Raw genomic sequence first — 12550 nt, 5'->3', positions numbered from 1 at the left:
GCCTGCATCGCGGGCAAGCCTTGCTCCCACAGAACAGTCCCTCGTACAGTGGCTAGGCAAGCTTCATATTCTTCACTGCTCGGCATTAGCCATGTACAGAACTACTTCTTGCAACTCGTCCAGATCCGGCACGTTATCGATAACCGCCTCAGGCCGGCACCATGGGTACTCCAGTCGCGATGCCCAGGCCATGATCATCGGCAGATCGGTCGCCGGCAGGGTCTTCATGTGTTCGATGGTGATGGTCAGTCGCTCGGCCAGGCTCGACGCCGGATCGAACTGCCAGTCATACAGGCCACAACCGACGCGTGCCTCGCCACTGTTCTTGTCGGACATCGCCACCAGCCATTTGCACTGGAACGCCTCGGCGTTGGCCGGTGGCGGGGCGGCCAGGCAGAACGTGTAGACGTTTTCGAAGGTCTGGCCAAAGCGACTGACCAGCACGTCGCCAATGGCGGTACGGCCTTCGACGTGGTCGGGAAACGTGATGGAGCCGGTGCGCACCACCATGTGCAGAATAGCAGTCGGCGTAAAAGCCTGGTCCAGCAGGTGAGGGCGGTTACCGTCCTTGGCGCTGATGTACTGTTGGATCGATCGCTGAGCAGTGTTCATCGTGGGTCCCTTCAAGTTGAAAAACAGTCTCGTCCAAGGTTTACAGATCACTGTTCCATAAGTCCGTCACCAGCATGCAGCCCGGGGCATGGGTGATGCACAACGGTGGACGTGAGGCCTGGACCACCGATTGAGGCGTTACGCCACAGGCCCAGAATACCGGGATCTCGTCCGCTTCCACCGGCACGGCATCGCCGTAATCCGGCGAGTCCAGGGATTGAATGCCGATCAGTGACGGATCGCCGATGTGCACCGGGGCGCCGTGAACGTTGGGCATGCGCCCGGTAATCTGGATCGCCTGGATCGCCGCGGCGGCTTTCATCGGCCGCATGGTCACTACCATTTTGCCAGAGAGGCGGGCGGTGGGGCGTGTGTCGATGTTGGTCTGGAACATCGCGACATTGCGCCCCAACTCAATGTGCCGCAAACGGATGCCGGCCTCCAGCAGCGGTTGTTCGAACGAGAACGAGCAACCGAGGGCGAAGGCCACCAGGTCGTCCTGCCACAGGTGTTCGATGTCCAGCGGAGCTTCGCTCAACTCGCCGTGGCGATAGACGCGGTATTGAGGCACCTCGTGGCGGATATCGATGGCGGCGCCCAGGTTGCGCAAGAACGGATCGCCTGGCTCGGTCACATCAAGCACCGGACAGGCCTGGCGATTGAGGGTGCAGTAGCGCAGGAATTCATTGGCCCAGTCGCCGGGCAGGATCACGATATTGGCTTGTACGCGGCCCTGGCCCAGGCCGCTGGTATGGCCCTGGTACTGGCCGGCGGCGATGCTTTGGCGCAGGGCCAGGGGCGTGCATTGCTGCAGTTGTTCGAAGGACGTCATTACGGGGCTCTCCAAGCGTTCGTTCGCTACTTTGAGAACACCGTGGCGATGACGTCCAACAAGGAATATTGCTACCCCGTGACAACTAAAAGTTATTCAAGAGGAGGTTGGCTGTTCAGGCCGGGGGCCGCCACCATGCGTAGCGGCCCGACATCAACGGCGTATTGGCTGACCACCTGGCGACTCATCTGGACGATGTTCTCGATCAGTTCCAGGCCGACACCAGCGCGCCACGAGGCGACGACGTCGAGTTGGGGCAGGGCGGTGCCGGGTTCGAGCTGGATCAATTCGCCGCTGGCCAGGGGCTTGGCCACCAGCGCGGCGGGTAGGGCGCCGATGCCGAATCCGTCACGAATCAGCCGGGTCATGGCCGATACCGAGTTGACGCAACTGACCCGCGGCGCACTCACGCCATGGGCGTACAACAGGTTGAGCACATCCTGATGCGGTCGCGAATGCTTGACGAAGGTGATGATGCGCTCACCGGCCATCTCCACCAGCGACGCATAGGGGCGGGCATAGATCGACTGGCTGGCGGCGATCCAGTGCATGGGATAGTGCCCCAGTTCCAGGTTGCGCACGCTTTCGTGGCGGACCAGATCGGTCTGGAACACGATGTCCAGGTAGCCTTTCTGCAATTGCTCGCAGAGATTGCGCGCGGCATCGGCGGTGATTTCGATTTCCACGGCGGGGAAGGCTTGCATCAGCATCGACATCAACGGGCTGAGCCAGGTGTGGATCACCGTATCCATCACGCCGATGCGCACCAGGCCTTGTTGCGGGCTGCTGGTGTCCAGTGACTGCTTCAACGCCCGCTGCACTTCGAGCATCTGTTCGGCGTAGTCGAGCACCTTGAGGCCTTCGGGTGTCAGCGAAACCCCGCGTGAATCCCGTACGAACAGGCGCAGGCCCAACTCCTCTTCCAGCGAAGCGATCCGGCTGGAGATCGCCGCCTGGGTGCTGAACATCTTCTCGGCGGTGAGGCTGAAACTCTGTAGCCGGGCGACCCAGACAAAGGTTTCGAGGAATTTGAGGTTCATGAAGGCTCTCTGGGGGCGTGTGGTTCTTATGTTGCAATTGTTTTGCAATTGTTACTCCAGATCGGGCCGTTGGGGCATCAAATTTTCTTATGTCCCATCTGTTGTTTTTCCCGTTTGACGCTGTGCCGATTCGCCACCAAGAATCCGCTCCACGACGCAGCCACTGCGTCCGCATCCCCAACGACAACGCCTTCACAAAAAAATAACGAGGCGTGTCCGTCATCTTCGCTTGCTGCCGCAGGAACCTTCCATGGAAAAGACCATGACTGACTGCGTAACCACCGGGACAGGGCGCACGGGCCCGTTCAGTTGGTACGGCCCCCTGTCGAAAAATGAAAAACGTACATTCTGGAGCTGCAAGATCGGCTATGCCCTGGACGGCATGGATACGCAGATGCTGAGTTTCGTCATCCCGACCCTGATCGCGACCTGGGGGATTTCCAAGGGCGACGCCGGCTTGATCGGCACCTGCACGCTGCTGGCCTCGGCGGCCGGCGGTTGGATCGCCGGGATCCTGTCCGACCGCATCGGCCGGGTACGGACCCTGCAATTGACGGTCCTGTGGTTCGCATTCTTCACCTTCCTGTGTGGGCTGGCGCAGAACTACGAGCAATTGCTGGTGGCCCGGACCTTGATGGGCTTTGGCTTCGGCGGTGAATGGACCGCAGGGGCGGTATTGATTGGCGAGGTGATCCGCTCCAAGGACCGTGGCAAAGCAGTGGGCATGGTGCAGGCCGGATGGGCGCTGGGCTGGGGAGTGACGGCGCTGTTGTATGCCGGGCTGTTCAGTTTCCTGCCGCCGGAAGACGCCTGGCGGGCGTTGTTCATGATCGGCCTGGTGCCGGCGTTGTTTGTGCTGGTGATCCGTCGACTGGTCAAGGAGTCGGATACCTTCGAACATGCGATGCGGGAGCGTCAGGCCAAGCCGGAACTGGGCTCTCGCTGGGCATTCTTCGAGATATTTGCCCCACGGATGCTCAGCACCACGTTGCGCGCCTCGCTGTTGACCACCGGCGCGCTGGGTGGCTACTACGCCATTACCACTTGGTTGCCGACGTACCTGAAAACCGAACGCGGCCTTAGTGTGCTCGGTACTGGCGGCTACCTGGCGATGGTCATCGTCGGTTCCTACATCGGCTACGTGACCAGTGCATTGCTGACCGATGCCATCGGCCGCAAGAAGAACTTCATCCTGTTCGCCGTCGGCTCAATGGCAATCGTCCTGGCCTACACCCAGTTGCCCATCGATAACACCTGGATGCTCTGGCTGGGCTTTCCACTGGGCTTCTTCGCCTCGGGCATCTTCGCCGGCATGGGCGCATTCCTGACCGAGCTGTTTCCCACCCGCATGCGCGGGTCGGGGCAGGGATTCTGCTACAACGCCGGGCGTTCCATCGCGGCGCTGTTCCCTTTGTTCATCGGCGCGTTGAGCAACACCTTGCCCATCGGCACCGGGATCGGCGTATTCGCCGCTGGCGCCTATGGCGTGGTGATCCTGGCGGCGTTGAGCCTGCCGGAAACCCGCGGCAGACAACTCGAGTCCTGACTACCTGTGACGTCCGTGCACAGCGCGGACGCCGCTACACCCCTTAAAACAACAACCATCGGACGCGATTGCAACGCCACCGAGAGGGTTCGCTCGCGTCCATAAAAAAGGAGCATGACATGGGGCATTTCACATCCACCTGGTTTTATACCCCCGCCGGTACGTTGCTGGGCCTGAGCCTGATCGGCGTGCCGAACGCCCAGGCCGACTTCATCGCCGACAGCAAAGGCAGCCTGGAGGCCCGCAACTTCTACTTCAACCGTGACTTTCGCCAGGAAGGGGCACGGGACAAGGCCGAAGAATGGGCGCAGGGCTTTCTGCTGCGGATGGAGTCGGGATACACCGCCGGGACCGTGGGTTTCGGCCTCGATGCCTTGGGCATGGCCGGTTTCAAACTGGACTCCGGGGGCGGTACGGCGGGCACCAACCTGCTGCCAGCGGATTTGTCTGGTGGTTCGCAAGACCGCTATGGCGAACTGGGCCTGACCGCCAAAGTCCGTGTGTCCAACAGCACCTTGAAGCTGGGAACCCTGCAAATCAAGGACCCTGCGGTGAGTTCCAACGACACGCGCCTGTTGCCAGGAACCTTCAAGGGCGGCTTGCTGAGCGTGCAGGAAATCGATCGCTTGAAGCTGACCGCCGGGCAACTCACGCAGATCAATTTTGTCGACTCCACCGACTACCAGGACATGACCGCCAACCGCATCGGCGGCAGCAGCGACAAGTTCCAGTTCGCCGGAGCGGACTATCAGTTCCTGCCGAACCTCAGCGCGCAATACCGCTATAGCCTGTTGGAAGACATCTACCAGCAGAACTACCTCGGCTTCGTCCACACCCTGGACCTGGGCGCAGGCCAGTCGTTCAAGAGTGACTTGCGCTATTCGCGCAGCACCGAAGACGGCAGTTTTCGCGAACTCGACAACCAGGCCTTCGGCGCCATGTTCACCTACAGCCTGGCGGGCCATGCGTTGGGCCTGGGCTACCAGCGCATGAGCGGCGACGATCCGTTCCCGTACATCGGACGCAGCGATCCCTACCTGGTCAACTTCGTGCAGATCGGCGACTTCGCCAACATCGACGAGCGTTCCTGGCAAGCGCGCTATGACTACAATTTTGCGGCCATTGGCGTACCCGGGTTGACCTTCATGACCCGCTACATCACCGGCGACAACGTCCAGCGCAGCGCACCGGGCGAAGGCAAGGAATGGGAGCGCAACACGGATATCGCCTATGTGGTACAGGACGGAACGTTGAAGGGCCTGGGCTTGAAATGGCGCAACGCGACGGTGCGCTCGAATTTTGGCAATGACCTGGATGAGAACCGGTTGATTGTCAGCTACACGATGGCGCTTTGGTAAAGAGATCGCCGGTAAAACCGATCCTGTGGCAAGAGAGCTGGCTCCCTCGCCACAGGGTCATCACTCCTTGAATAAAAATAGCATTGCACTCGATCAATGGCGTCGTTGCCTGTATACAGGTGCGCTTCGAAAGGGATTTTCAAGACAACACAAGGGAGCTGTCGCTGTGATTTACCTGATACGCCATGCCACGCCGCTGATCGATTACAAACCCTGCAATGCTCATTCGGCCAAGCTGCTGCTGGATGAATACAATCAGACCTCGTCCATCGATGAGGGTGAGATTGTCGCATTCCTGAGCCAACCGGACTTGTCCCAAGTGCTTTTGGCGACCGAAGCCAACATCATTTCCTCGCCCGTCAACAGAGCCTACGCGACGGCATGCCGGCTATTCGAAGCCACACGTATCCAACAGGATGCTCGACTACGTGAATACGACCTGCGGCTGAGCAGCATTCCCGTCTTGAAAATGGGCGTGAGGCATTGGTTCGCCTTGCACAGGATCCTGTGGTTGCTGGGGATTTCACTGGGAGCCGCCAGCCGGAAAGCCGAACACCAGCGGGCGCTCGGTGTCGCCGATGAGCTTTACAGCAGCTGCGGCGAACCGGGAAAGACCACGATCGTTATCTCCCACGGCATGTTTCTCAGAACTGTCAGGAAAACCCTGCAAAAGCGCGGACTGCAGGCGCGCAGGGTGTATCGCTCGGGGTGTTTTACCGTCGAGTCGCTAACGCCATGACGGGGATTGCTCGGCCACCAGCAGTAACGACTGCGGCATCGGGCTTTGTGGATGCTGCGGTTCCTGCAGGACCACCAATCGGAAACCGGCCATGTCCAGGGCGTTGAGCCAACTGGACAAGGTGCGGAAGTACCACGGCATACGTTGCCATTGGCCTTTGAACCCATCGAAGGTTTCTTCTCGCCAACCGTCCTGATAATCGCCTGCCGCCACGGTCCATGGATGCAGCGTCTGAACCACCAGCGCACCGCCTGGGCTGAGCAGGGCATTCATCGCGGCGAGCAATGGGATGATGTCCTGGTGCAACAGGGCGAAATTGGCGCAGATCAGGTCGTAGCCGCTGCCGACGTCCACCTTTGCCTCCACCAGCGCGTCATAGCTTGCCAGATGCACTGGCGAGGAACCCGCCGCCCGCGCCGCATCGACCAGCGTCGCGTCGCCATCCACACCGACCGCTTCGATGCCCCGTTCAGCCAGCGCCCGCAACAGCCAACCTTCGCCGCAACCCAGATCGAGCACGCGCTCGGGCTGGCGGCTCTGTACCGCCAGTAGCATGGCCTGGTCCGTGACCGTCAGCCGGCTTTCGATGGCACCTGTACGGATGGCTTCGATCCAGGATTGGGCATTGTGGTGCCAGCTTTGAAGGAGGGTGGTTTCCGAGGATGACATTGATCCAGCTCCGCAATGGATTGGCTAAGCATAGGCCAATCGCTGGCGCAGGGAGGCCAGTGCTCAAAGCGGGCGGTCAAGAAACAACAGGCGTGCCGCCAGCGCTGCCATGACCCCGGCAAAACCATACGTGCCCAAGCGCCTTGAAATCCCGCTGCTTGCCAGTTTCGCCCTGAGCTGTGCGGCGCAAACACCCAGCAGCGTATGGAAGATGAGTGCAATCAGCGCCAGCAGCGCGCCCAGGAAGATCAACTGCAGGCTCACGCCGCCGACCTTGACGTTGACGAACTGGGGCAGGAACACCATGAAGAACAGCAGCGCCTTGGGATTCAACAGGCTGTTGAGGGCGCCGCGGCAGAAGATTTTCCACAGCGAAGCCGACTGGAGCTGGCTATCCTGAGTCGCTGCTGGCGTTCTCAGTGCTTGCCAGGCAAGCCACAGCAGATAACCAGCCCCGGCCAGGCGCAGGATGTCGAACGCCGGTGCCCAGCTCATCACCAGCGCACCAATGCCCGCGCTGACCATCATCGTCATGAGCACGTCCGAGAAGGAAATGCCAAGGGCGGCGGCAACGCCGGCACGCCAGCCGTGGGCCAGCGCATGGCTGGTGACGAAGGCCATGTTGGGCCCTGGGACGATCAGCAGAAGCACGACAGCAACCACGAACAGGTAGAGATTGGCGGTATCCGGCATGGGGATCACTCCGTGGGATGAGCCACGACAGTAAGCGAATGACGAGGAGGGCGTCAGTTACAGTCCGGGCCAATCTGATAGCAACAGTCGTTTCTCGCGATGCATCACGGTAATCGCTAAACTGCTGGCCCGAATTTCAGCAAGGAAGTGGGTGGATGCGTTCGCTTGTCAGCAGTGTGCTTCTTTCCATGACGCTGGTAGCCCCGGTCATGGCCGAGCCAAGGGCGTTTTCGGTGAATGATCGCAGCGGCCAATACCTGGTCGAAGTGTTGTTCCCGGAACCGCCGGAAGACCCGCATCAACTGGCGCACGCGTTTATCACCATTCGCGACAACGCCACCCACGAAGCCTTGCAGCAGTTGCAGACGCCCGCCGGCAATGTGCCCGTGGACCGCAACGGCAAAGTCGACAACTGGCTACTCGGCCCCCAGAGCCTGTTGTACTTCGACGACTTCAACTTCGATGGCCGCCTGGACTTGGCGATTCGTAACGGCAACGATCCCGACGCGAGCTACAAACCGGCGTTCGACGTCTACCTGCAAGATCCGCAGAAAACTCAGTGGGTCCTCAACCCTGCGCTGACGGGCCTGGCAAAGGAGGACAGCAAAGGCATGTTCGCCGTCAGCCCGCTGGACGGCGTCCTGCTTTCGCAAACCGACCGTGACTGCTGCTGGACTCGCGCCACCCACTGGAAAATGCGCGGCGACGAATTGGTCCTGCTTCACTCAGACACCGAGGAGCAGATCCAGCCGACCGAGCCAGGCGAAAATACCAGCATGCCCAGCGGCTACACGCTACGCACCACCGGCGAATTGAAAGATGGCCAGTGGCGCGAACAATCGAGCCTGGAAGGCCCGGAAAAGGAGGATCCGGTGATTCTTGCCGGAACCCTCGATGCCAAGACCCCGGTAGAACTCTGGTACCAGGCGCAAGGTGTCGTGATCATTGGCGAGGTGCGCTATACCCAGGCGGGCAGTGGCGAACCGATCAAGCTGCTGGGAACCCGGGAAGACGCCGACGACGACCTCATCAGCCTCCACGAATATGCCGATGACGGTCGTCAAACGGGTACCTGGAGGATCTCCCGGGAAAACGTCGAACCCTACAATCACACCGGCACCTGGGTCAGCGGCACTCAGGGCGACGACCGCAAGTTGGCGATCCTGCTGCACGATGAAGAGCGCGAATTGGATGGCGACAAAATCGACGACGTCGACCGTGACCTGCGCAGCGGCCATTACCAGATGCGCCAGGACGCCCTGGGGCGCGACGCGGACCTGGACTTGAAGATCCTGCCGGACCGCGACGCCAACGGGAAAGAAGTCACCGAATTCACCGTGACCTTGAAGGGCGGCGTGACCGAGCATCACATCGTACCGATGGAAAGCGACAACCTGATCATCGTGCGCGAGCCGCAAGCTTCCGAGAAAAATGGCCCATATCACATACAGCTTGTGAAGAATTTTGCGGTCATCAATTACAACGCTGCGCCAGATTCCCCGGATATGTTGACGGGGGTTTATTTGAAGCAGCGTTGAGCAGGACATTAATGGGGATGAAGGCTGGCTCAGCCACTGCGTGGCCGATCAGGTCAGGTCATAGCTGGGTGAATTCACGCTGCCTATCAGCGTCAGCTCCACGTGTTCAGGCGCGTAAAGCTCGACTTGGCCCTTGGCAGCATCGAAGCCGGAGCGGGCGGCGTCGCTCGCCGTGCTGAATATCAGGTTGCTGTCGTTGAGCTGTGCGGCAAGGTTGCCGTCGAGCACCAGCTCGAAGCGTTGGCCGTCGGCATTGGCCTCGAAATTTTTCAGGTACGTGCGGGTATCGTCTGCGTTAGTTCCGATCGCCAGGGTGCCGTCGTATCCGTTCCCGATACCCGTAAAGCCCAGGGCACTGAGGTCGATGTGATCCTCACTGGGGTTGAAGTCGAGTATGCGGTCACTGCCGCTGCTGTCAGCGGTGCGAAAACTGTCGGCCACATTGGCGTAGTTGAATACATCGCTTCCCGAGCCGCCGGATAGCAGGTCACGGCCGAGATTGCCCTGTAGCACGTCGTCCCCTGAAAGACCGCGCAGGATTTCGTCAGTACCCAAGCCTTGCAATTCATCATGGCCAGAGGAGCCGGTAAGTCTTGTGTTGCCATCCGCGCTGCCAAACGTGGTGTCCAGGCTGCCATCGGCATTGAGCCGAACGGCCGCATAGTCGCTGCCGCCGTTGGCAAAAGCGCTTCCGCTGAGCAAAATTTTTCCATCGTTCTGCAGGGTGACTTCGTTGGCTGCCGCCGAAACCCCGGGCAAGTCGATGCTGACCAGCCCTTGATTACCGAAACTGGTGTCGGGGCTGCCATCGGCATTGAGCCGCAGTACGGAAAAATCATCGTAAGCTACAGTGCTGGCGACTAATATTTTGCCATCGTCTTGTACAGCCACGTTGCCGTTGTAGCTGGCAAAGTGGGTTAGCGCGACGACGCCATTATCGCCAAAGTGGCTGTCCAGCTCCCCGCTGGCAGTGTATTTGAGCAGGCTGTTGTCAAAACCTGGCGCGCCTTGGACCAACACGCCGCCATCCTTCAGGACGGTGATGCCCTGCATGAATGCAAACGTTCCCTGGGCTTGCAAGGTCAATACACCATCCGTGCCGAAGGACAGGTCCCGCGTGCCGTCGGCAAGCAGCTGCGCCACTTTCAACGTATTGCCCTCGATTGCACCGACCAGCAAGCTGCCATCGGCGTTGACGTCCACTAGCGGCGCGGCGCCGAACCCGCTGGACAGGCTGGCTTGGGCATTGCTGTTGAACGCGGTATCGGCTTTACCGTCTGGCCCCCATCGCTGGACGATAGGGGTGTCATCGTGGCCTTCGTGAGCCGTCACCACGGCGCCATCGGCCTGGACTTGAAGGCTGTACGCCTTGTCGAGGGGGATTTGCTTGTGAATCACCAGCCGACCAGCGTTGCCGTAGGTCGTATCCAAACTACCATCGGCGTAGAGGTGGGTCAGGGAAAAATCCTTGCCGTCATCCAGGTCATCGCTGTGGTAACTGAAGCCGGCGATCAGTACTGAACCGTCGGGCTGTAAGATCATGTCCTGGACATTATCGGTGTGCCCGGCGATATCGACGATCATGATCCCCGGGGCGCTGTAAGTGCTGGCCATGTCTGCATCCTTCAAAAATATCCTGAAGGAATCACTCTAGCCCGGAACCACTGGTGCGCCAGACCAATGGATAAACGGGGTATCTGGCAGCCGACTTGATAGTCAGCAGTAATCCGCAGCCAGTCGGACACGTATGCGATCCCGAGTCCGATATGGCAGCGACTAAAGCTGTGCCGCTGTAAATGCGGCCTCGTTCTGTACTTTATTCCTGACGCAACAGCACCCTGGTTACCCGACGCTCTTCAACCTCCATCACAGTCATGCTCCATCCTTGCCAACTGAGCGTGTCGCCAATGATCGGCAAGCGATCCAGCAGGCTCATTACCAACCCGGCAAGCGTCTGGTAATCCTCCGTCGCTTTTGCCTGGAAGCCGATGTGTTCGCGAACCTGACTGAGATTCAGGGCACCGCTGACGAGGAAACCCTCTTGCTGGGGAACAATGTTCGGGCCTTCGATTTCACTGGCATCCGGCAGTTCACCTGCAATGGATTCCAGGATGTCGGTCATCGTGAGAAGCCCCACGAAGTCACCGAACTCGTTCACCACGAACGCGATGTGGGTCGACTCCTGACGCATTTGTTCCAGTGCATTGAGGATCGTGAAGCTGTCCAGCAGGTTGATGGCTTTGCGCGCCATGGCCTCCAGATTCGGCTGATTGCCGGCGAGTATTTCCTTTAGCAGTTCTTTCTTATGGACAAAGCCAAGCGGCTCATCCACGCGTCCTTCCCGGATCAACGGCAAGCGTGAGTAGGAAGAGTGCATCAGCGCCGTACGGATTTCTTGCGGAGCATCTGCCAGGTCGAGGTGGTCGATTTGCGCACGAGGCGTCATCACACTGCGTATCGGGCGCTCGGCCAATTGCAGCACGCCACTGATCATGACCCGTTCGCGCCGATGGAAAACCTGCTCCGGTTCGTCGCCTTCCAGCATATCGGCGATTTCCTCGCCGACTTCAGCGGCATCCAGCTTTTGGCCGCCCAGCAGGCGCAACACCGCATGGGCGGTACGTTCGCGCACCGGTCGAAGACCTTGCAGGCTTTTCTTGCGACGCGAGCGCGCCAACTGGTTGAACAGTTCGATCAGGATCGAGAAACCAATCGCGGCGTACAAGTAGCCTTTCGGAATGTGGAAACCCAGGCCCTCGGCGGTGAGGCTGAAGCCGATCATCATCAGGAAACCCAGGCACAGCATGATGACAGTAGGGTGGCCGTTGACGAATTTTGTCAGCGGTTTGCTCGCGATCATCATCAAGCCGATGGAGAACATCACCGCGATCATCATGACCGACAGGTGTTCCACCATACCCACGGCCGTAATCACCGCATCCAGGGAAAAGACCGCGTCCAGTACCACAATCTGCGCAACGATAGGCCAGAACATCGCATAGGCGGCATTGCCGGCACGTTGCGCCACGTGGCCCTCGAGTCGCTCATGCAACTCCATGGTTGCCTTGAATAGCAGGAACACACCGCCAAACAGCATGATCAAGTCCCGGCCCGAGAATGTCTTGCCGAAAACTTCGAACAGCGGGTTGGTCAATGTCACCATCCAGGAGATGCTGGCGAGGAGGCCAAGGCGCATCAGCAATGCCAGGGACAGGCCGATGATACGGGCGCGGTCGCGCTGCTCGGGCGGAAGTTTGTCAGCCAGGATGGCGATGAATACGAGGTTATCGATGCCGAGTACCAGCTCCAGCACGATCAAGGTCAGCAGGCCCAGCCATGCCGTGGGGTCAACGATCCATTCCATGGATTATTCGCTCCCTCGGATGATCAATGCGAGGGAAGGGGGCTGCAACGCGCAAGAGCAGACCACAGGGACGCAGGAGAGAAAGCAGTTCTTTGAAAGGCGACTGGGAGGTTCCTGGAGGGTGTGCATACAGACCTGGAAATGATTGGGGAAGAAATC

At 59.7% G+C, this 12550-nt stretch carries 11 protein-coding genes; 4 read left to right on the top strand and 7 right to left on the bottom strand.

The window, feature by feature from the left end:
• Positions 1 to 72: 72 nt before the first annotated feature.
• The 3 genes from F7R20_RS11905 to F7R20_RS11895 form a co-directional block, all read right to left on the bottom strand.
• Entirely contained in the window at positions 73 to 612 is a 540-nt protein-coding gene (locus F7R20_RS11905; RefSeq protein WP_003201992.1) for a hypothetical protein, read from the bottom strand.
• 40 nt (positions 613 to 652) lie between these two features.
• Entirely contained in the window at positions 653 to 1444 is a 792-nt protein-coding gene (locus F7R20_RS11900; protein ID WP_003201990.1) for a putative hydro-lyase, read from the bottom strand.
• A 92-nt stretch (positions 1445 to 1536) separates the two neighbouring features.
• Positions 1537 to 2484 (bottom strand): LysR family transcriptional regulator, encoded by a 948-nt coding sequence (locus tag F7R20_RS11895; RefSeq protein WP_003201988.1) that lies wholly within the window; start codon positions 2482 to 2484, stop codon positions 1537 to 1539.
• Between the two features lie 262 nt (positions 2485 to 2746).
• Between F7R20_RS11895 and F7R20_RS11890 the strand changes: the two genes are divergently transcribed.
• From F7R20_RS11890 to F7R20_RS11880, 3 genes are all read left to right on the top strand, one after another.
• Positions 2747 to 4030: an MFS transporter gene (locus tag F7R20_RS11890; RefSeq protein ID WP_003201986.1), complete on the top strand. Its 1284-nt coding sequence runs from the start codon at positions 2747 to 2749 to the stop codon at positions 4028 to 4030.
• Positions 4031 to 4149: 119 nt separating this feature from the next.
• Positions 4150 to 5388: an OprD family porin gene (locus tag F7R20_RS11885; protein ID WP_003201984.1), complete on the top strand. Its 1239-nt coding sequence runs from the start codon at positions 4150 to 4152 to the stop codon at positions 5386 to 5388.
• Entirely contained in the window at positions 5360 to 6127 is a 768-nt protein-coding gene (locus F7R20_RS11880) for a phosphoglycerate mutase family protein (protein WP_209311717.1), read from the top strand. Before F7R20_RS11885 ends, F7R20_RS11880 begins: the two co-directional genes overlap by 29 nt.
• Here the strand turns inward: F7R20_RS11880 and F7R20_RS11875 are convergent.
• Both F7R20_RS11875 and F7R20_RS11870 read right to left on the bottom strand, forming a co-directional pair.
• Positions 6116 to 6796, bottom strand: a complete 681-nt coding sequence (locus F7R20_RS11875) for a class I SAM-dependent methyltransferase (protein WP_003201980.1) — start codon at positions 6794 to 6796, stop codon at positions 6116 to 6118. The genes F7R20_RS11880 and F7R20_RS11875 overlap by 12 nt on opposite strands.
• A 63-nt stretch (positions 6797 to 6859) precedes the next feature.
• Positions 6860 to 7489 carry a LysE family translocator gene (locus F7R20_RS11870; protein ID WP_003201977.1) on the bottom strand — a complete coding sequence of 210 codons (630 nt, stop codon included), beginning with the start codon at positions 7487 to 7489 and terminating at the stop codon, positions 6860 to 6862.
• Between the two features lie 155 nt (positions 7490 to 7644).
• Here F7R20_RS11870 and F7R20_RS11865 point away from each other — a divergent pair, with 155 nt between their 5' ends.
• Positions 7645 to 9027 (top strand): XAC2610-related protein, encoded by a 1383-nt coding sequence (locus tag F7R20_RS11865; RefSeq protein WP_003201974.1) that lies wholly within the window; start codon positions 7645 to 7647, stop codon positions 9025 to 9027.
• 48 nt (positions 9028 to 9075) lie between these two features.
• On the opposite strand, the gene F7R20_RS11860 is transcribed toward F7R20_RS11865, so the two are convergent.
• Together F7R20_RS11860 and F7R20_RS11855 are read right to left on the bottom strand one after the other, a co-directional pair.
• On the bottom strand, positions 9076 to 10641 hold the full coding sequence (locus F7R20_RS11860; RefSeq protein WP_003201972.1) for a M10 family metallopeptidase C-terminal domain-containing protein: 1566 nt from the start codon (positions 10639 to 10641) through the stop codon (positions 9076 to 9078).
• Positions 10642 to 10843: 202 nt separating this feature from the next.
• A complete protein-coding gene (locus F7R20_RS11855) occupies positions 10844 to 12391 on the bottom strand; it encodes a TerC family protein (RefSeq protein WP_003201970.1) in 1548 nt (515 codons plus the stop codon).
• Positions 12392 to 12550 lie beyond the last annotated feature (159 nt).

It is taken from the genome of Pseudomonas brassicacearum subsp. brassicacearum (genome assembly GCF_008801605.1).
Classification (GTDB): Bacteria; Pseudomonadota; Gammaproteobacteria; order Pseudomonadales; family Pseudomonadaceae; genus Aquipseudomonas; species Aquipseudomonas brassicacearum.
This window is presented reverse-complemented; position numbering and strand designations above follow the sequence as displayed.